Origin of the sequence: Chryseobacterium oncorhynchi, assembly GCF_002899895.1 — a bacterium.
Taxonomy (GTDB): domain Bacteria; phylum Bacteroidota; class Bacteroidia; order Flavobacteriales; family Weeksellaceae; genus Chryseobacterium; species Chryseobacterium oncorhynchi.
Genome location: NZ_PPEI02000001.1, coordinates 1,214,472 through 1,235,138, shown reverse-complemented (window position 1 = coordinate 1,235,138; position 20,667 = coordinate 1,214,472). Strand labels below are relative to the sequence as shown.

The window sequence follows — 20,667 nt, the reverse complement described above, 5'->3', positions numbered from 1 at the left end:
ATGTCATTTATAAGTTAAATGTCCAATCTATTTTTTGTACCTTATTCGCTCATTTTTCAACATGAAATTTAATAATATGGATAAGCTGAAATCTTTCTTTTTAATCGTAAGTATGACATTTTTATTTCAGTCATACCAAGGCCAACAATTTGACTTGGAGAAACTTATACTGCCAGTCAAACAGAAAGAATTGAAAAAGTTTGATTTAACAGCTTCCGATGCAGGAGTTGGAACTCAGGCAGCCCAATATTCTTCGTACCTGTCTCATGCTATTGATGATGGGAAACTTTCATTAAATTTTGCTAAAATTGAGATCGAAAAAGCTCCCGATACAGATTCCTTTACACAAAATATGATCCGTTTTTATGGAAAAGGTAAAGAAAATAATCTGGACGGATTTACACTTACTATTGAAAATGAAGAAAGCTTTCAGAAAGTATTGAATTATTTACTGATTAAAAAAGAAAAATTCAATCTGGTTTTTGATGATGGCAAAGAAAATGAAGAAAGAGCCAGGGTTTTTAATTGCTATCAAAATAATACCATATATCTGGTTTTATCTAGGTTTAACAGTAAAGGAAAGAAAGTGGGATATATAGATGCAATTGCTGCTCATGAGACTTACCTACTAACTTCCAGACTAGGTGGAGCTTTTGGATATTATAAAGAATACCTGGAATATCGTAAGCGCAAACCTGCTAATTTTAGTTACCTTGATTTTCTAAAAGAAACGGACGATGAACTTTACAAGCAAAATAATAATCTACATTAATACTCAAGGAGCAATGAGCAACGCTTTGTGAGATTCTGTTTTATTGCAAGATCTAAAAATCTCACAACAGTCAATATGTACAGTATTGCTCCATTAAGTATGACTGCTGTATTCTTAAACACCCTATTTATATCAACGAACAAAACTAATATATGAAATATTTTTTGCCGGTACTGGTTATTATTTTATTCCAATCCTGTAATCAAAAAAAGGAGAGCAAAAAGGATCCGTTAACACAAAAGGAGATACAGAAAAACGAAGTTAAAACCGATTCAACCATTCAAAATATTTCCAAAGCTGCAGAAATTAAAAAAGATACTCTGGACGAAGTAATGCTGGAGGAAGATATAAGATTTAATGGTAAACTGAAAAGGTTTTTTAGCCTTAATGACTTTGGAAAAGTATTCGGAAAAGCAGACAGTACAAGATTATTGTCAGAGGAACAGCCCTGTACTTATATTTTTGAGACTCCGGATGGTAATGGAATGAATGATAAATATCTGTATAAGAGTGGATCACGCTTTGAAAACAGCGGCCAGAAAGTAGCTGTAGACGAGTTTAGATTTATCAACGGAAACTATATTCTGTATAAGGGAATAAAAATAGATTCCAAGTCCACCATTAATGATCTTAAACAGGTATTTCCAAATGCAATCAGAAACATAGGGAATCTGGATGTTGATGGTGAAGGAACACTTCAGGCCATTACGCTAAGAGAAGATAAGGAAGGAGTTTCTGATGGTCATATTAATATATTTTTTAAAAACAACAGAATATATTCTTTACATTGGTGGTTTCCTTGCTAAAATACTAGAAAAAGAATATACAGAAACAAAAGGCTTTTGACCTATTTTTATCGCTAAAGTCATAAAACGACCAATCTCACAAACCAAATGGATTACTATGAAAGTAAATTTTACAAAATACATAGCATTACTCCTTGCCATATGCATACCGCTGGTTTCTTTCGGACAAAATATATCAAAGGATAAACAGAAACTAGAGACTAAGGCAGAACAATTTACCCAAAAGATAATTACTTTGATATCTCAAAAGGATTATGAAACATTGAATGAACTGACCACTCAAAAGGTGTATTGCTATTTATGTTTTGAAACCGCGCCGGAGAAAAATGCCTTTGTGAATAAAAAAGCTTTTTACAGTAAGCATATTGACAATATTTTTAATAAAGACTTGCTGGAAAGATTAAAACGTAATGAAATTAAGTTTGCTATTGACAAGGATGACCCTTCATTTAGTGATAGAGATTATATTGTACTGTATACCACTCATCGGCCCAATGAATTTGGCGATGGACATGAAGGAGCACAGTTTGTCTTTTGGTTGAAAGATGAAAAGGGTATTCTTAAGTTTTCAGGAGTAGAAACAGTGCCATAATTGATTAGAATATTAAACTTTTACTTCCTAGGTCTTATCAGATAATAGACTTGATTTTGGGTATCAATCAATAACAGGTAAGCTCCGTTTTTTGGTTGGTAAATAAAATAAGAAAAAGGATCTCTTAAGTTTCCATCAGGATAATCTATAGAAACATGCTGCTTGTAATGCAGCATTTTTTTTGGCATTTTAATCGAAAAATAACTTGTACCGGTCCAGCCGTCACCACCAGAACCATTTCCTGATCCCCAGCTAAAATTATTCAGATTCCAAAAAGAACGGGCAGCCCATTTTTCTTTGTGAACATAGTCTCGTTTAATGACATTTGCTTGAGTATCTATGGTATAGGTAGATGTATCGTATTGAATTGATTTTTTATTGGTTTTGTATGTAGGATAATCTGTCCAGCTCTTTTCAGTATAAAAATAATTCCAGACATTATCCTTAAATACAACTAATTTGTATTTGTAATCATTATCAGTCGTATCGGAATGAATGATATCATCGTACATATATTCCTTATCGGCAATGATTTTTTGTGCTTCAGAAACGGAAAAGATTTTATTGTCAGTAATATTTTTATAGGGATAATGAATGGTATCCCCATCTTTAATCCAGTTAGAGTAGGTGTTTTGATCCACATCTACAATATAATCGTTGAAAGTCTGATAGCTATGTGTAGAGTTTAGACTCTTGTAACTGTATTGCAGAGAATCTGTTATCTGACCGTTCAGATTTATTTTATACCATTTATTTACGATATCATCGCCGCCGTCTTTTGATTCTTTTCTACTTCCGGAAATGATGATAATTGTACTGTCGTTTCCCTGAAGTACAGGTTCATTAAAGCCTCCGTATATTTTCAATACTTCATAATCATGATCTTTCAGGCTGTCTAGTGTAGAGTAGGACAGAAATTTTTCCGGCAGTTTTTCAGATCTAAGTTTGTACTGTTGATAATACATTTTGATATCGGGCAGGATGATAACAGCAATGATGATGACACACCAGAGTATAATGTATTTTTTTTTAATATTTAGTTTCATCTTATTTGTAGGTTTTTAGTTTTTAAGCTTTTTTCAAGTGGGATTCAATACATGGTTTGACAAGAAAAGAGGTATTTTTATTTAATTAAAATTATCTCTGTGCGGTAAAACAAAATACAACAAAATAAAAAATATCAAAAGTAAAATGTTAGATAAATATTTTGCCTTTTCTTTCCTGTAGATACGAAAAAGGGTTTCAATACCTATCAATCCACCCAAAAAGAAAAATACATACAGCGGCAGTAGGTCCAAATCATACGTTTGACGGTGATAACCAGCCTCAGCAAATAAGGCAAACCATGCAAAGTAAGGAATGGCCAGAATGATAAATCTGACGAATGTATATTTAATAACTGTTTTCATCTTTTACGGCATAAAACCTAAATAATGGAGTGTCTTGTCAATTATATATCTCATACTTTTCAAGAGTATGTTTTATGAGCCTTTATTTATTTTGAAATATATTTGATTTGTAGGTTGTTGTGTTCATTGTCATTGAATGTTTTTGCGATGGCTAATCTGGCTGTTTGGGTTTGAGTATCAAAAATTTCAATCCCTTTTTGGGTAACATATACAAAATGAGTGGCGTCTATAGATTCAATCCCGGAAAGAGGTTTGTCTTTAATTTTGGCACTGGTGAAATTTTTTCCGTTCGTGTCTATATAAAAAAGAGTATTAGCATTATTACCAATGATTTTTCCATTGCTAATAGTCCAGTTTAAAACATCGGGTGGCAGAATTTGTCTCCATTCCAGATTTCCATCTTCCGCATTAATGGCAAGAAGATTCGATTCGTTGTTAGAAGATATTCTCATTTCAGTGTATAAAGTGCCATTCTCAAAAAAGAGGATATGACTTCTTTTAGCAACAAGTTTGTCATTTTTATAAATCCACTTAAACACTTTAGGATTTTTAATGAAAGTATTATTAGGATCAGAGATATCTCCATTAGGAAGATTGCCGTCTTCATCAAGATTCAGTGCATAGATAGTTCCTGTTTCACTTCCAATGAAAAGAGTATTGCCATCAGTGTACATCTGGTTGTAAATAGGACGCTCAAATTGGTTGACTTCGTTATGCTGTAAGGGTTGTCCTGCAATTTCCACATCTCCGTCGAACATTCCGTATGAAGTATTTACACCATTTTGGGCACTCAATTTTTCCAGAAAAACAGCCGAATTTACAAAATAGGAATTACGGTATTTTACAGGAGCAAAGTAATTATATATCGTTGGCAGTTCACTAAGCCAGTTTTTTGTACCATCAGCCCTGTTAAAATTATAGAGCCAAGCACGGTTTATTTCTGAGGGTTGACCTGTTGATGCCATTAGAATATTTTGCCCGTCTACCAAGGGTTTCGCCATAAATAAAGGCATCTTTGAGCTTAGCCTTTTTGCTTCTTCATTCTCATCATTACTCATGTCCATTGGTTGGTCTCCATTACCATAGATCTGTTGCTGCCAGATGATTTTACCGGTATTAATGTCAAAATTAATAAGCTTTCCACTTTCAAAAGGCATGAAAATATTCTGTCCATCCAGTGCAAAAATATTTCTGTTACCGGCACTGTCTATGGCACTTTTATATTGCCAGACAATTTTATTTTCATCAAGATTAAAGTTAAAGATATGGCCTTCAGTAGCTACCAACAGAGTTGCATGATTTACTTTGCTGGATTCTGTTTTTGAGGACTTATTACAACTTAAAAAAAATGAAGCCGATATAAGGAATATTAGTTTTTTCATGGTGATAATGGTGGATGTGTTTATTTTAAAAGCTTGAGAAGCTCTGTGTTTTTATTGGCTTTTGCAAACTGTAGAGCTGTTTTTCCTGAAACAATTCCGTTGTCTGTTTCAAAGGTAATTCTGGATTTTTTATCAGCTCCCTGAGATAAAAGATATTTCGCAATGTCTGTATGATTCTTTTCTACAGCATAAAGCAATGCATTGTATCCATCATCATCAAAATAATTCATGGGAGAATCTTTGCCTTTCAGAGCAATCTTCTTTATAAACTCCAGATCATTGTTCTTTACGGATAACAATAGAAGCTTTCCAAAGTCCTCTCTTTCAATTTTCTGAGGCTGATAGTTGACATACAGCTCCTTTGCAATTTCAAAATTTTCATAAAAAATAGCAGTATACAATGCATTTTGAGCATAGATACCCTTTCCGAAAAGATAATGTGTAATTTCCGGACTTCCATATTCAATGGCTGTATCAATCAGGGTTTTGTCTGCCGTGATATTAGCCCCCTTATTCACCATGTATTCTACCATGGGCAGGTTTTTCTTCCAGATTGCGGCCTTTACTGGTAAAATCTGATCCGAAAGAACGGCTTTAATAGGATATCCCTGCTCCGTTAGTTTTTTTACCAATGATAAATCATTACTGCTGATGGCCCCATAGAAAGCATCAACCTGTTGTTTAGTCTGTGCACTCAACATGGAAGACAAGGCTATAATGACTGACATTCCAATCTTCTTCATTCCTGTATTATTTTAATAGAATGTAAAAGTAATTAATTTCCCGTATTGAAGAGAACCCCTGATTCTAGGGATATAGTTTTCCGTTCTATATTCATTACTATTTAAAAATAATTAAAATAAATGAATAATCTTTTTTCTTGTAAAATTCCTACATTCGTATAGCATAAAATAAAATTCAATGAAATATTCTAAGATTATTGTGGTGGTTGCCTTACTGTTATTTCAGTTAGGAACAGCACAGGAAAAAGCAGATGTAGTATTAAATAAGGCGCTTACAGAAGCTAAAGCGGGTAAGAAAAATGTTCTGTTAATGTTTCATGCTTCATGGTGCAAATGGTGCAAGATGATGGAAAAGAATATGAATCTTCCGGAAACCAAACCTCTTTTTGATAAGAAGTTTGTTACGGCTTACGTAGACGTTCAGGAAAGAGGTGAAAAGAAAACCCTTGAAAACCCCGGCGGGCAGGAACTAATGAATAAATATAAAGGAGAAAATGCAGGACTTCCTTTTTGGCTAATCCTAAATCCAAAAGGAGAAGTATTAGCAGATTCATTTAATGCTAAGGGAGAAAATCTGGGTTCACCATCAACTCCTGAAGAAGTAGCCACTTTTATTGCAAAGCTGGAGAAAACCTCAAAACTGAAAAAAGAAGAACTACAGGTTATTGAAAATGTATTCGTGAAAAAGTAAAATCCGATTTTAGTTTTTGAAGAAACATTATTGAATCAATTGAAATAAAAAAACTCCCCAAACAAAATCTGTTTGGGGAGTTTTTTTCTAACAAAATTTTAATTTACAGTGATTTGTAATGATATTCTATATTGCTCCAAAGAACGGTGTCATCTGCTTCCGTCATTTCAGAGGGAGAAATAAAAACAGTTCCAAAGACATTTTCATATTGAGTGATGCCAAAATCTGTATTTTGGTTAATAAATAATGCACCGTGATCTCTTGGAGCCTTTTTGGTATACCTGAAAGTTCTTTTTAGAGTAAATGTTGAGGTATTTTTATTGAAATCTCCTAAATAGTTGGGCTTATTGCTATTATCATTGATTAATACAGAATCATTAACGATTTTGATATTGTATGATACAGTAGCAGAATTTCCTGAAATCAATTTTATGGAATTGTTTTTCAAATCAAGGCTGATGATTTTCCAGGCCGGCACCTGATAGGTACTCCAGTAACTCTTCAAATAAGATTCTTCAGGAGTCGACTTTTGTCCTGATGATCCTTTATATAAAACCGTGTTTTTTACCGTATAATTTCTGAATTCAAAATTCCGGATTTCATGATCAATTGGTCTTGGATCATCTATTATATTGTCATTATTTCCGCATGAGATCAGGGATAACAACATCATGACAGCATAAAAAGAGTATTTCATTAGTTTTTTTGCAAAAGTAAGGTTTTATAATAGGAAAGCAAAAAAGGCGAAATGACAAAGAAGTCAAAATATTTAAATTGCTGCAACATATATTCTTTCTTTCCTCTTTAAGTAAAGATTACGGAAGACTAAAGTAAGCAACTTGCTCATTTATCTCTTTGTGATTTCGCCTCTATAAAAGCTATTTATTTCCCAAAGTAGATCTGGTCCTGCTTCTGCTGTTCATTATAAATAATCTGGAAGCTCACAGGCATATAATGATAAAGAAGTTTCCAATGTTGAATCTTTGCATGCTTTTTAAAGCTTTCAAAAGACCTTATGAAGATATTTTCAATCATGGTTCTTACATAAGAATTTCCATTCCTGTAAAGTCCGTCCATAAGTTTGATGTGATGGGCAATAATGTTGATCTTAGATTCCTGCAACAGTCCTTTTAGATAATTAACGGTTGCCTGCATAATTCCTGCAAAATTATCATGAACAGATAACTGTATGATTTCCTTGCGAAGTGGCGGATAGAAAAATTTTAAGTATTCAACAGCTATTTTTTGATTAATAGTTTGCATTTGTACTTTCATCATAATTAAGAATTTTTCAAACACTTTTTATTGAAGCTAAATGTATACCAAAATTTAAAGGCAGGCTGCAAAAATAAATACACCAACGATCACAGCGATATGAGTTAGTAATATCTCCGAATTGTGTCTGTTAGTCGTTGTTTTCCAGGTTTTCCAGTCTGAAATTTTTCTGATTTTATTTTTCATAATCTATTGATTGTGAGTTATTTTTAATTTTGTTTAATTTAAACACTTTGTAATGAAACGGGTGAAAAATGTAATAAAACCTTTATATACCGTGGCTGTAAATTTGTCTTGAATAACTGCTTTTCAGGTTGGAAGAAATATGACTAAATATCATTTTTCGGTCTTCCTTGCTGCAAAAAGCTGTAAAATTGTCTAAAGAATAGATAAAAGTATTTTCAATTGCATTTTTTAAGGCAACATCACCATCAGTGTAAATTTTGTCCATCTTTTGTAAGCTTTTGAGTAATAGATTACTGTCATTCTGGCGGATCATATTTTTAATACGCTCAGTGAATGCCCTGATGACACTATACGAATTTGGATTTCTATTCTCTTTAAGTTCAGTTTCAAAGTCAGGAACCAATTCTATGATTTCCTGCACGGCCTGTAAATAGTTCATATTATATTTTTTTAAATGTGGTTTTGTTCAAGTAGCTTTATAATGGCTCCAAAAATGAAAATGGTTAAAAAGGCGATAAAAAGCATATGGTAAGGCTTTAGCCATTTAGGAGTCTTAGGTCCTCTGCTTTTTAGTCTTCTTAATTTGTCTATTCTGTTTAATGTTTTCAAGTCCATTTTTTCCATTTTTTCAAATGATGATGCCAATGGTATTCCGTTGAATGCGTCTATTTTGTAGTTGATTGATTGTTAGATTGTTGTGTTGTTTGTTTTGAGGTTTTAAAATGACAAAAGCATTTCAAAATGATAAGGATTTTATCAAATTGGAAAGCAGGAACCCTTTTATGTAAGGGTAAACTAAAAGACAAAAGTCAAAAAGATTATAACATTTAAGTTATTTGAAGTGAAAAGCTTTATGTATAAGAAGTATACCTAAGTTTTGAAAATCTGAAATTTTCACCTTTAGTGAACTTTTTGCCGCATTATTTTAAACTTTTGAAGGGAGCTAAAGTGTTTTAAAGTATAGCTTTTGTGGCTTTTACGGTTCAAAAATTCAGCATAACCTAAAACAAAATCATTCCTATTTTTAAGTTTCGCATAAAGAATAGAATGAATATCTTTGCAGTCCAAATATTCAGAAGATGTTTTCAAAAATAATAGTACACAGAGTCGGAAATAAGATCAACGGAGAATCTTTAACACTTTCCCAGGAAGAATTGAAGCTTGAAGAGGGGATGGCAGAAATGCTTGAGAATTACTTTTTAGGTTCTTTCAAATCAGAAGAAACTTTCCATTTTTACAGTGATACGTACCTGGTGAACAATCCGGTTTACAGTGCAGTATCTGAAATTTTTGAAGATAAGTCCAAGTTCATTTGGGAAGCTGAAAACATTGCAAAACACCTTTTCGAAGCTGCTGAAAACCCAAGAGTTCAAGGAGGAGAGTTGTTCATTGTTCTTTTTGAAGATGAAAGTGACCGTCCGGATAGAGTAGACAAGATCGGAATTTTCAAAACTGAAAAAAGAGAATCATTCCTGAAAATTAATCCTCAGGATGAAACATTTGACATAGAAAAAGATATGGGAATTGGTTTATCTAAAATTGATAAAGCAGCCCTGATCCACAATAATAATAAAGATACAGGATATGTACTTTCCGTTGTAGACAACAACAAAAACGGTGATATGTATTATTGGTTTGAGGATTTCTTAAAGGTAAAACAACGTGACGATGAATACTTCCATACTCAGGAAGCATTGATGGTATATAAAGATTATATCACAAAGCAATTGCCGCAGGAATTTGAGGTTTCAAAGGCTGATCAGGCTGATTTCCTGAATAAATCCATCAATTTCTTTAAGGAAAAAGAAGAGTTTAAACTGGATGAATTTGCCAATGAGGTATTGGGAGACGAGCATGTAATTGAAAGTTTTGTGAACTTTAAAACTGATTACGAACAGGATATGCAGGTGAATATCGCGGAAGAATTCCCAATTAGTGAAGCAGCAGTAAAAAAGACCCAAAGACACTTTAAAAGTATCATCAAGCTAGACAAAAATTTCCACATCTATATCCATGGAGACAGACAGAAACTGGAAACGGGTGAAGATGATAAAGGAAAATACTACAGACTTTACTTCGAGAAAGAAGTTTAATAGAAAAAAGTTCATTAAACAATAGTATTATACTTTTCTTCTGTCTCTAAGCAGGATACCATTAATATTCTTTATGATGAAAGTCCCCCTTAGAAAACTACAATATCGGGAGTTTAGTGTAAGAATGTAAACATAAAAGGGCAAATCTACCAATTGGTACATTTGCCCTTTCTTATTTTCTTAGCTTTTTTATTTCAATTATTTTTTCTTAAAAAACAAAGCTCTGTTATATTCAAAATTCATTCTGGCAATATTCAGCACTGAAATTCCCTGTGGGCATTCCACTTCACAGGCTTCCGTATTGGAGCAGTGTCCGAATAATTCGCCATCCATTTGCGAAACCATATCCAGAACACGTTTGCTTCTTTCTTCCTTACCTTGAGGAAGCAATACCATATGGGTGATCTTTGCTGAAGTAAATAATGCAGCACTTCCGTTTTTGCAGGTGGCAACACAGGCGCCACATCCAATGCAGGCAGCAGAATCAAAGGCTTCTTCAGCAGTTTGGTGAGTAACCGGAATAGCGGTAGCATCGGGAGCCTGTCCTGTATTCACAGATACAAAACCACCGGAAGAAATAATTCTGTCAAAGGCAGAACGATCTACCTTTAAGTCTTTTTTTACCGGAAAAGCCTCTGCCCGGAATGGTTCTATTAAAATAGTTTCACCATCCTTAAAAGATCGTAGGTGAAGTTGGCAAGTCGTAGTATTTTTTAGAGGACCATGAGCAATACCGTTGATCATCATTCCGCATTGTCCACAGATTCCTTCACGACAGTCGTGATCAAATTCTACAGGTTCATCTCCCTCGGTGATCAGTTTTTCGTTTAAAGTATCCAGCATTTCCAGGAAAGACATGTGGGAGTTCAAGCCTTTTAGATCGTAATTGACCAGTTTTCCCTCACTTTTTCTGTCTTTCTGTCTCCATATCTTAAGGTGTAAATCCATAATTTTTGTTTTTTATTTGTAACTTCTTACCGTTGGCTGTATTTCTTCAAAGATCAAAGGTTCCTTGATCAGTTCAGGCTCGCCGTTTTCACCTGTCCATGCCCATGCAGAGATAAACTGATAGTCTGTATCATTTCTCAGTGCTTCACCATCAGGTGTCTGGTATTCTTCCCGGAAGTGTGCTCCGCAGGATTCATTACGGGTTAAAGCATCATAGCACATCAATTCTCCAATTTCAAAATAATCGGCAACACGACCTGCTTTTTCCAGTTCCGTATTCATGGTATCACCTTGTCCGGAAACCCTTACATCCTTGTGAAATTCCTGTTTTAATTTTCTTATTTCCTGAATGGCATATTTCAGCCCTTCTTCAGTTCTGGCCAATCCACAATAATCATATAATAGTTTTCCTAATGTCTTGTGAAAATAATCAACGGTTTTGGTCCCTTTGATATTGATTAAATCCTGGATCTGGTTTTTAACCGCGTTTTCAGCCTTTTCAAATTCAGGATCATCCGGTGAGATTTTTCCGGTGTGAATTTCATTAGCCAGATAATTAGCAATGGTATATGGAGCAATGAAGTAACCATCCACGGAAGCTTGTAAAAGAGAATTGGCACCCAGTCTATTGGCTCCGTGGTCTGCAAAATTAGCTTCTCCTAAAGCAAATAATCCCGGAACAGTAGTCATCAGTTCATAGTCTACCCAAAGCCCGCCCATTGAAAAGTGTGCTGATGGAGAAATCATCATGGGTTCTTTATAGGCATCATATCCTGTAATCTTAAGATACATATCGAATAAGTTTCCATATTTCTCCTGAATCTTATCTTTTCCCTGTTCTTTAATGGCCTTGGAAAAATCAAGATACACTGCATTTTTCAGAGGTCCGATTCCAAACCCAGCATCAATTCTTTCCTTGGCAGCACGAGATGAAATATCTCTTGGAGCCAGATTTCCGAAAGCAGGATATCTTCTTTCAAGATAATAATCCCTTTCACTCTCAGGAATATCATTTGGTGGTCTGTTTTCATCCTTTTTCAACGGAACCCAAATTCTACCGTCATTACGCAGTGATTCGGACATCAATGTTAATTTAGATTGATAATCTCCGGATTGCGGAAGGGAAGTTGGGTGTACCTGAATCCAGCTTGGGGAAGCCATTAAAGCACCTTTTTTATGGGCTCTCCAGATAGCAGAACCATTGCACCCCATGGCTAATGTAGACAGGTAATAGATCTTTCCATAACCTCCTGTTGCCAGTATTACAGCATGTGCTGCATGTCTTTCAATTTCTCCTGTGTCTAAATTCCTTACGATAATTCCTCTTGCCTTACCATCAATGGTAACCAGATCAAGCATTTCATGCCTTGAAAACAATTGTACAGAGCCTTTCCCGACCTGTCTCATTAAGGCCTGATAAGCACCCAAAAGCAATTGTTGTCCGGTTTGCCCTCTGGCGTAGAAGGTTCTGCTTACCTGAACTCCTCCGAATGAACGGTTATTAAGATAACCACCATATTCACGTCCGAAAGGAACTCCTTGGGCTACAGATTGATCGATGAGGTTTAGGGAGCATTCTGCCATTCGGTAAACGTTGGCTTCACGTGCTCTAAAGTCACCTCCTTTCAAAGTATCTACAAACATTCTGTAAACGCTGTCACCGTCATTTTTATAGTTTTTAGCGGCATTTACACCCCCTTGTGCTGCTACAGAGTGTGCTCTTCTGGGGCTGTCTTGGAAGCAAAATGATTTGACATTGTAACCCATTTCACCTAAAGAAGCAGCAATAGAACTTCCTGCCAGACCTGTTCCTACAACAATAACGTCCAGTTTTTTACGGTTGGCTGGATTAACGAGCTTAGCTTTCTTTTTATAATTATCCCATTTTTGTTCTAATGGGCCTTGTGGTATTTTTGAATCTAAAATCATGATAGGTCTGTTTAATGATAAGTAAAGAATACATAAATAGGCATCAGTGCAAAACCTAAACTGATGATGATTGAATAAGCAATCCCAATGGTTTTGAACCATTTTACAAACTTAGGATGGTATAGCCCAAGTGTTCTTACAGCACTGTGTATTCCGTGAATCAGGTGATAGCATAGGGCAATCATGGAAAGTACATAAATAAGAACGTACCACCATTCCTTGAAAACTGTTACTACCAAAATGTATAAGTCTTTGTTTCCATTCTCATCCAAAGGTGGATTTCCGAATTTGTAGATGTACCAGAAGTTTTGAAAATGAATCACCAAAAAGATCAGGATTAATGTTCCCAGAATTCCCATATTTCTGGAAGCCCATTTACTGGCTCTTCCACGTTTGTCGGACTGATAGCCGCCTCCTGATTTCTTATTTTTTAAAGTGATGAATAAACCATCTACTGCATGCAGAATGATGCTGGCATACAAAACATAAGAAACTATTTTGATAATGATATTCCCTGATAAAAAATGCGAATAGGCATTAAACTGTAAATGTGCCTGCTCTTGCGGAAGAAACAGCTGGAGATTACCCAGAAAATGAATCAGCAGGAAGAACCCCAGAAAAAGTCCCGTGAGACACATCAGCATTTTTCTTAACAATGTTGATAACATATATTTGATTTAATAATTAATAATATCCTAAAACTTTCATCCAAAGACCACCAACAACCATATAGATAATTAATAAGACGATTCCTATTTCAAGACCTCTTAGCCACCAGATTTTCAGATCGACATATCCACTTCCGAAGAATACCGGAGCAGGGCCGTGTCCATAGTGGGTAAGAACTCCATAAATTGAACCCATAAAACCTAGCATCATTGCCAGCAGCATAGGAGGAATTCCCAAAGAAACACCTACACCCAATAAGGCGGCATACATTGCTGCCACATGAGCTGTAGCACTGGCAAAAATATAGTGACTGAAGAAGTAAACTACAATAATAACAGGGAATGCTACCTGCCAGCTAAGACCTCCAATTTGTACTTTAATAAGATCACTAAACCAGCCAATGAAGCCCAGTTCATTCAGGGAACTTGCCATCATCACTAAAACGGCGAACCAAACAATAGTGTCCCAGGCCCCTTTTTCACTTTTTACATCTTCCCAGGTTAATACTGAGGTTAATAACAATAATGTTAATCCAATGAATGCTGTTGTTGTAGCATCAATAGAAAGTGCTCCACCGAATATCCAAAGAGCCAACAGGATAAAGAAAGCCAATAGCATCAACCACTCGTTTCTGGAAATGGGTCCCATTTCTTTTAATTTTTGAGCAGCCATTTTCGGAGCATTACCTGTTTTTTTCAACTCAGGCGGATATAATTTGTATAATACCAACGGAACTACAAAGAATGCAACCAAACCAGGTACAAAACCGGCTGCTGCCCATGACATCCATGTGATATCAATGCCAAGGTTAGCTGCAAACTTCTGACACATCGGGTTACTGGCCGTCCCTGTAAGGAACATGGATGAAGCGATGAGGTTCATATAATAACTGTTCAATGTTAAAAATGAACCCAGTTTTCTGTGAGTTTCCGGTTTTTCAGGAACAGAATCAAAGCTTATTGCCATAGATTTCATGATTGGGTAGATGATTCCTCCACCTCTTGCTGTATTACTCGGAATGGCTGGTGCCAGACAAACATCTGCAAGCCCCAATCCATAGGCTAATCCCAATGAACTTTTACCAAAAACCCTGATGAATAAAAAGGCAATACGGTTTCCAAGACCGGTTTTGATGAATCCTCTGGCAATAAAGAAAGAGATCCCGATCAGCCAGATCACTTTATCTCCAAATCCGGAAAGTGCTTTTGTAATAGATTTTCCTGCATCTCCCGGAGCAACTACCTGTGTGAGGGCCGTAAATGCGATGGCCATCATACACATGGTACCCATTGGAGCAGCTTTAAGAATGATTCCTAAAATGGTTGCTGCGAAGATGGCAAACAGATGCCAGGCATTCTCGGCTACACCCTCAGGAGCAGGAATGAACCATATAATCAACGCAGCAGCAAATGTGATCGCTACGTTTTTGATATTAATTTCTTTCATGATGATAACTATTTAAGAGGTTAAAATCTACTCTGCACCTGCACGATGAAGAGATTATTGTTGTATTGAGAGGTATTTTCTACTTGATATTTGTAACGGTCAAACTGTACACCCAGCTGAATTCTGGCACCATAATTTTTCAGAAATTCCAGCCCAACCATTGGAGTGATGGTTTGTCTTGGGTTAGAAGCCATTCTGAAGTTCGTGTCGAGGTATTCATATCGGCAAGACATTTCAAAGGCACTCAGGTTTTTATGGTTGATTTCATATCTTACATTCGGAAGAAAATAAACCCCGCGAACCAGATATTGATCAGGATTATCAGGCCTTGCTTCAGGAGCAATAGAGTTGTAAAGGATGTGATTGGTAGCCTGTTTAGCTTCCAGTTGCATATCCAGACTCCATCTTGGGTCAAATTGAATCATAGAACTTAAATCAACTCCCACGGCATATACTTTTTTGCTGAAAACCTCACCAATACCTCCATTCAGACCAACGTTGAAATTATATTTTTTAGATAATCCGAAAAGCAGTCGGGTAGAGTATTGTTTCCCGTTGTCGTTGTCATTAACCTGGTTTTTTCCATTTCCGTTCACTACAGATACAGCATACTGGAAAGGAATTTCACCGAGCTTAAGCTGTCCCGTTGCAGAAAGTCCGATCTGGAAGCTAGTCCAGCCTAGTTTTCCAAATTCAGAGTACTGATTAGACCAGTCGAGAGATTTGATAATGTCAATAGGATAAGTTTCTTCAATTCCGAACCAAGGTCTGAACTGTCCTACAGTAAATGCCAGTTTAGGACTGAATGTATATTTCAGATAGGCATTTTCAAGAACCCTGCTTTTAGGATCGTTTTTAAAATCGGCAAAGTTAGCCAAGGCAACAACTTCTGTTCGTTTACTGATCTGTGCGCGAACCTGAACTCTCATGTATTTTAGCATGAAATTATTGCTCGTCCCGCCGCCATCAGAGTGGTGAAGTCCGTTTACATCTACATCCTTGCTCATACCCACCAGATAACGAGCCTGAAAAAGGCCTTTGATCTGAAGTTGCGGATATTTTACATTATCTTCTTCCTGTTGCTGTGGTTTGGTCTGTAAAGAATCCTGTATCTGTGCGTTAGCTGAAAACCAGCCCATAAGAATGCACAGGAACAGGCTTCTCTTTTTAAATGAAAAAAAGGCCATATCTATTTGTTTAATTTTTGCTTATTTGAAATTTTATTTAAACATAAAAACTTTATCTCTATCCTTAAAAAGCTGAGGTGAAGCACAGAATGTGCTTATAAATGATACTATTTTTATTGTTTAAATCCTCCGTTAAATCTTCGATTTATACTTCTCCAGTGGAGGAAAATGATCACATATCTAATCCTGAATCTGCATTCATGATCTTCTAAACCTTAGTGTTTCGGACTGGGTTTTCAGATAGAAACACGTAAGGATTAAATTTTTGGTTTTGACTTAAATTATTCTAAGCCCAGGAATTTAAAAGATGGAGTTTCTTTGAAATTTGTATTGGTTTTACCATGATAAGTCTGATAATTACTTAGATCCAGTTTCATTACTTTTCCTTTTGCGCTGAGGTCAAAATCTTTAAGATCTACCCAGAACGTATTGGGGGTAAAAACAGTTTCAAAATAATAGACTAAGTTCTTCTGATCCGAAACAGATCGCCATCTTGTAGAAGAAATATTGGGTTCTGTTGCTGAAGAAATCCCGTAGGGTACAGAGCAGTTTCTGATCACTCCGAATATACTGGCCACCGCAGTACGGATGTCAGCCGTTTTTGGAATGGCATTCACATAGTAAGAAGCCCTTACGAATCTATCTGCAGCACGGTTGGTTCCCGGAAGCATAACAGTACCCGGAATTCCTTTCCAGTAATTGTTAAGAGCAAGCTGTTCCTCGAAGATCGGAGAGTTGGTCATTACCGTATAAGACGGATCATGGTGAATAACCAGTTTTCCATTGATGTACTCCAATACAGCATTGTCTCCAGACGCATCAGAAAGAGAAAGGTGAATGGTTGTAAATTTTTCTGTTCCCGGAATATAATCACTTACAATAACGAAAGGTTCTTTTCTTGAGAAATCTATCGCTTCCTTTACTGTTGAAAAATTATCAAGATAATATTGTGCCCATAAAGAAATGGCAAGTCCCTTTTTACTGCCTTTGGGATCGAATTTTGGATATTGTGATTCACCTAGCCACAGCATGTTGGCCACAAGTCCTTTTTCGTTCATTCCGTCTGCAGAAGCAATATCCCATGTAGAACTGATAATACTGCCATATTTGGAAGTCCATTTTACAGATTTAGGTCCGGTTTGTCCGGTATGATCAATTCCTTTTGGAAAAACCCATAGGTTGGCAGGGATTTCATCACGCCAATCCATAGAACGGGCGGTAAGAATTGTATTTTCTGGACCTTTGTATACTACTCGTGTACATGCTTCTGATGGATTCCATAATCCTACAGAGAGGACCAAAGAAAATAAAATTAATGGGAACTTTTTCATAATAGTATTATTTGTATTTAATTATTGTCTTGAATTCATTGTGAATAATTCAATAGAATTTTGTCATATTCATTATTTGGTGATATAAATTTAGCTAAAAATGTTTAAATAACCCAATTATCTTAGTTAATAATCCTTAATTCATGTTATGAATCAGGGTTAATAAGTTAAAAACATAAACATTGTATTTTTTTTCGTATATTTTAGTGATATCTTATTAAAATTACCGGAAAAAGAAGAATGTTTTAATATGATTTTTTTCCGGTACAATCATATAACCATCAGGCTGGAGGAAAAAATAATACAACAGAATAATTACCGTTAAAAAAAGCCTTATATTTGATAGATAGACTGAATAGTTATATGAATTTTGTAGAATGCCACGATGAACCCATCCATATTCCAGGCTCTATACAAAGTTTTGGTTATTTGATTGGCATTGATGCGGAGTCCCATTCCATTACTTTTTTCAGCAGGAATATATCGGATATATTTAAAATCGGAAACCTAGATGAGTTGTTCGATAGGAGACTTTCGGACTTTCCGGAAAGCTTTCAACATATTATTGATTCAGATATCTATACATCACTGAATAGATTTACCAGAAGGGAAAATGAAACATATTTTGATAAGATCTTTATTAATGATAAAGAATATCATTTTTCTGTCTTCCGAAGCGGAGGATTTATTTTTCTGGAATTTGAAGAGGTTTTAGTGAATCCGGATAAAAGAATTTCCAATAAATACGATAACTTTTATATCATAGATGATGAAAAGGAACTTTGGAACCATTTATTAGAAACGCTTGCCAAGGTGGTGAGCTATGACCGGATGATGGTGTATAAATTTATGATGGACGGTTCCGGAAAGGTAATAGCTGAAAAGAAAGATGAAGAAATGGAAAGTTTCCTTGGACTTCATTACCCTGAATCCGATATTCCAAGACAGGCCCGGGAGCTTTATCTTAAGAAAAGAAAAAGAATATTCAGTAATGTACATACTGAGACGGTTCCTGTTATAAGTAAGACCAATAAAAATATAGATCTCAGTTTTTCAGGATCAAGAGGAATGTCACCTGTTCACAGGCAATACCTTATCAATTCTGGTGTTTCCTCCAGTTTTAGTGTTTCGATTATTATTGATAACCATCTTTGGGGGTTGGTAACCTGTCAGAATACAGAACCAAAACATGTGGATCTTGAAGACAGGGTACAGGCAGGGATTTTTACGGCTCTGGCAGCGAATGCCTATTCATCTTTTAAATCAAAAAAAGAACTGAACTACCGTCTGGAAGTGAATGAGAAATTATCTCAACTAAAGACAAAATTTTTAAAACATCATTATTTATTTGATTCTCTTGTTGAAAGTAAGACGGATATCAAAAATTTACCGGAAGCAGATGGTTTGGCCATTGTTTCGGATGAAAATATAATTACAGAAGGAATTACTCTCACTACTGATGCGATTAATAAAATTGTACATTGGGCATTGGAAAATACAACGGATCGTATTTATGTTAACAGAAGTTTCCTTAGAAATCATGGGGAAGAACTGAATTTATCTGAAAACGCTGCCGGAATCATTATTTACTTCATTGAGAGAGAGAAAAATGAAATGCTAATCTGGTTCCGTAAAGAGTTCGATGAACATATTAATTGGGCCGGTAATCCGGAGAAAAAGATAGAGGTATTTTCCCAAAATGGAGAAGAAAAACACATGGTTTCTCCCAGAACCTCATTTCAGATTTTTACAGAAAATATTAAGGGCCATTCCAAAAGGTGGAACTCCAGAAATGTAAATGCTGTGCAGGCTGTAAGAGATTTAATTCTGGAAACTTCCCATAAGAACTATAATGTGATCAAAAGGCTTAATGATGAGCTTAAAAAAGTAAATGAAGAGTTAGATAGCTTTTCTTATACGATTTCTCATGATCTGGGAACACCATTAACAGTCATGAAACTGAATGCCCAGATGCTTTTGGGGAATTTGGCTGATGATTCTGAAAAGAGTAAAACGAAGATCAATACCATCATTGAAGAAATTGATAATATGGCTGAAATGATGAAAGATGTGCTTCAGCTCAGTCGAGCCAAACATAGTGATATTCAGCTTGAGAGTCTTAATACGTTAAATACCATTTATAAAATTTCTGAAAATGCAAAAATGACCTACGGAAGTCCTAAAAGTGAAATTATCATTAAGGAATGTCCGGATGTAATGGCAGATAAAACTTTGCTTCATCAGGTATTTTTAAATATCATCAATAATGCAGTGAAATATTCTTCCCATAAAGATCAGCCAAAGGTAGAAATTGAAGGAACGGAAGACGGGCAAACCATTATTTACAGAATCTCGGATAACGGAATCGGTATTCCTGAGGAAGAGAAACATAAGATGTTTAAAATCTTCAATAGGATGGATAATGCGAAGAAGTTTAAAGGAAATGGAGTAGGGCTGTCCATCGTACACCGAATCATGAAAAGAATAGGAGGAAATGTAGATTATGAGAGCAATAAAGAGGGTACTTCTTTCATTTTAACGTTCAAAAAACCTTACATTTGAGAAACTTTTAAAACGTTATTTATGGTATCAGAATATCTTAAACAAAATACAGCAGAATATCACGATGCGGCGGAGAAGCTTTTTAATTCTGAAAAGATTTTCAATAAAACTTTCACCTTAGAAGATTATAAAAAGATCATCCATACTAATTATCTGATGCTTCTTCACAGTGAAGATAAAATTTTCAACAGTCTTTCTGATAAGTATGCAGAAAAACTTCAGCTTGAAAACAGAAAGAAGCTTTCCCTTATTGAAAAGGACCTTGAAAGTCTTTCTCTGGAAAATCAAACAGTTTCTCACCCTCTTGAGTTTGAGAATGAACATGAAGCATTGGGCGCGATGTATGTAATTGAAGGTTCTACTTTGGGCGGAAACGTTATTGCAAAGCAGCTTTCTAAAACGGAAGGTTTTGATGAGGTGACTTTTAATTTCTTTGGATGCTATCAGGAGAATACGGGCCCGATGTGGAAGAACTTCAAGGAGGTTTTGGACACGGAAGTTACGGAGGAAAACTATAATGAAGTGCTTTCCGGAGCGAAAAAACTATACACGTTTTTACTGAACGTCAACTAATTTCTTTTAATTCTAATTAAATTTCTGAAAAATTGCTCATTTTTTCAGGATTTATTAAATTTGGGGAGTTTCA

General features: G+C 35.5%; 22 protein-coding genes. 7 read left to right on the top strand and 15 right to left on the bottom strand.

The features are described 5' to 3' along the window. Window positions 1-76: 76 nt before the first annotated feature. From C1638_RS05560 to C1638_RS05550, 3 genes are all read left to right on the top strand, one after another. Window positions 77-772 (top strand): hypothetical protein, encoded by a 696-nt coding sequence (locus tag C1638_RS05560; protein ID WP_123838339.1) that lies wholly within the window; start codon window positions 77-79, stop codon window positions 770-772. Window positions 773-924: 152 nt separating this feature from the next. After that, window positions 925-1,578, top strand: a complete 654-nt coding sequence (locus C1638_RS05555; RefSeq protein WP_109618930.1) for a hypothetical protein — start codon at window positions 925-927, stop codon at window positions 1,576-1,578. A 97-nt stretch (window positions 1,579-1,675) separates the two neighbouring features. Next, complete coding sequence (locus C1638_RS05550; protein ID WP_109618928.1) at window positions 1,676-2,170, top strand: hypothetical protein; 495 nt, start codon at window positions 1,676-1,678, stop codon at window positions 2,168-2,170. A 20-nt stretch (window positions 2,171-2,190) separates the two neighbouring features. On the opposite strand, the gene C1638_RS05545 is transcribed toward C1638_RS05550, so the two are convergent. From C1638_RS05545 to C1638_RS05530, 4 genes are all read right to left on the bottom strand, one after another. After that, entirely contained in the window at window positions 2,191-3,216 is a 1,026-nt protein-coding gene (locus C1638_RS05545) for a hypothetical protein (RefSeq protein ID WP_123838338.1), read from the bottom strand. Between the two features lie 81 nt (window positions 3,217-3,297). Then, window positions 3,298-3,579 (bottom strand): hypothetical protein, encoded by a 282-nt coding sequence (locus C1638_RS05540; protein WP_109618924.1) that lies wholly within the window; start codon window positions 3,577-3,579, stop codon window positions 3,298-3,300. Between the two features lie 86 nt (window positions 3,580-3,665). Further along, the gene (locus C1638_RS05535) at window positions 3,666-4,961 is read right to left on the bottom strand and encodes an outer membrane protein assembly factor BamB family protein (protein ID WP_109618922.1); all 1,296 of its coding nucleotides are present in this window, start codon (window positions 4,959-4,961) and stop codon (window positions 3,666-3,668) included. Between the two features lie 20 nt (window positions 4,962-4,981). After that, window positions 4,982-5,704 carry an ankyrin repeat domain-containing protein gene (locus tag C1638_RS05530; RefSeq protein WP_109618920.1) on the bottom strand — a complete coding sequence of 241 codons (723 nt, stop codon included), beginning with the start codon at window positions 5,702-5,704 and terminating at the stop codon, window positions 4,982-4,984. 178 nt (window positions 5,705-5,882) lie between these two features. Here C1638_RS05530 and C1638_RS05525 point away from each other — a divergent pair, with 178 nt between their 5' ends. Further along, on the top strand, window positions 5,883-6,395 hold the full coding sequence (locus tag C1638_RS05525; protein ID WP_109618918.1) for a thioredoxin family protein: 513 nt from the start codon (window positions 5,883-5,885) through the stop codon (window positions 6,393-6,395). 103 nt (window positions 6,396-6,498) lie between these two features. Here C1638_RS05525 and C1638_RS05520 read toward each other — a convergent pair whose 3' ends face one another. The 5 genes from C1638_RS05520 to C1638_RS22260 all read right to left on the bottom strand — a co-directional run bounded on the left by C1638_RS05520 (window position 6,499) and on the right by C1638_RS22260 (window position 8,471). Further along, entirely contained in the window at window positions 6,499-7,092 is a 594-nt protein-coding gene (locus tag C1638_RS05520; protein WP_109618916.1) for a hypothetical protein, read from the bottom strand. Window positions 7,093-7,277: 185 nt separating this feature from the next. Beyond that, window positions 7,278-7,673, bottom strand: a complete 396-nt coding sequence (locus C1638_RS05515) for a DUF7674 family protein (RefSeq protein WP_076352484.1) — start codon at window positions 7,671-7,673, stop codon at window positions 7,278-7,280. A gap of 51 nt (window positions 7,674-7,724) precedes the next feature. Further along, window positions 7,725-7,856, bottom strand: a complete 132-nt coding sequence (locus C1638_RS22680; RefSeq protein WP_262486735.1) for a hypothetical protein — start codon at window positions 7,854-7,856, stop codon at window positions 7,725-7,727. An 82-nt stretch (window positions 7,857-7,938) separates the two neighbouring features. Continuing rightward, complete coding sequence (locus C1638_RS05510; RefSeq protein ID WP_109618914.1) at window positions 7,939-8,295, bottom strand: DUF7674 family protein; 357 nt, start codon at window positions 8,293-8,295, stop codon at window positions 7,939-7,941. Between the two features lie 11 nt (window positions 8,296-8,306). Beyond that, a complete protein-coding gene (locus C1638_RS22260) occupies window positions 8,307-8,471 on the bottom strand; it encodes a hypothetical protein (protein ID WP_165826480.1) in 165 nt (54 codons plus the stop codon). Window positions 8,472-8,935: 464 nt separating this feature from the next. Between C1638_RS22260 and C1638_RS05505 the strand changes: the two genes are divergently transcribed. Beyond that, complete coding sequence (locus C1638_RS05505; RefSeq protein WP_109618913.1) at window positions 8,936-9,949, top strand: nucleoid-associated protein; 1,014 nt, start codon at window positions 8,936-8,938, stop codon at window positions 9,947-9,949. 198 nt (window positions 9,950-10,147) lie between these two features. Here C1638_RS05505 and C1638_RS05500 read toward each other — a convergent pair whose 3' ends face one another. The 6 genes from C1638_RS05500 to C1638_RS05475 all read right to left on the bottom strand — a co-directional run bounded on the left by C1638_RS05500 (window position 10,148) and on the right by C1638_RS05475 (window position 17,459). Further along, entirely contained in the window at window positions 10,148-10,897 is a 750-nt protein-coding gene (locus C1638_RS05500) for a succinate dehydrogenase/fumarate reductase iron-sulfur subunit (RefSeq protein ID WP_109618911.1), read from the bottom strand. Window positions 10,898-10,909: 12 nt separating this feature from the next. After that, the gene (locus tag C1638_RS05495; RefSeq protein ID WP_109618909.1) at window positions 10,910-12,826 is read right to left on the bottom strand and encodes a fumarate reductase/succinate dehydrogenase flavoprotein subunit; all 1,917 of its coding nucleotides are present in this window, start codon (window positions 12,824-12,826) and stop codon (window positions 10,910-10,912) included. A gap of 11 nt (window positions 12,827-12,837) precedes the next feature. Beyond that, window positions 12,838-13,494 (bottom strand): succinate dehydrogenase cytochrome b subunit, encoded by a 657-nt coding sequence (locus tag C1638_RS05490; RefSeq protein WP_109618907.1) that lies wholly within the window; start codon window positions 13,492-13,494, stop codon window positions 12,838-12,840. Between the two features lie 16 nt (window positions 13,495-13,510). Next, entirely contained in the window at window positions 13,511-14,941 is a 1,431-nt protein-coding gene (locus tag C1638_RS05485) for an anion permease (protein WP_109618905.1), read from the bottom strand. A 20-nt stretch (window positions 14,942-14,961) separates the two neighbouring features. Further along, window positions 14,962-16,128, bottom strand: a complete 1,167-nt coding sequence (locus C1638_RS05480; protein WP_109618903.1) for a porin — start codon at window positions 16,126-16,128, stop codon at window positions 14,962-14,964. A gap of 281 nt (window positions 16,129-16,409) precedes the next feature. Further along, complete coding sequence (locus C1638_RS05475; RefSeq protein ID WP_109618901.1) at window positions 16,410-17,459, bottom strand: linear amide C-N hydrolase; 1,050 nt, start codon at window positions 17,457-17,459, stop codon at window positions 16,410-16,412. A gap of 363 nt (window positions 17,460-17,822) precedes the next feature. On the opposite strand from C1638_RS05475, the gene C1638_RS05470 reads away from it, so the two are divergent. Both C1638_RS05470 and C1638_RS05465 read left to right on the top strand, forming a co-directional pair. Beyond that, window positions 17,823-20,021 (top strand): ATP-binding protein, encoded by a 2,199-nt coding sequence (locus tag C1638_RS05470; protein ID WP_109618899.1) that lies wholly within the window; start codon window positions 17,823-17,825, stop codon window positions 20,019-20,021. 21 nt (window positions 20,022-20,042) lie between these two features. Further along, window positions 20,043-20,594 carry a biliverdin-producing heme oxygenase gene (locus C1638_RS05465; protein ID WP_109618898.1) on the top strand — a complete coding sequence of 184 codons (552 nt, stop codon included), beginning with the start codon at window positions 20,043-20,045 and terminating at the stop codon, window positions 20,592-20,594. The last annotated feature ends 73 nt before the right edge of the window (window positions 20,595-20,667 follow it).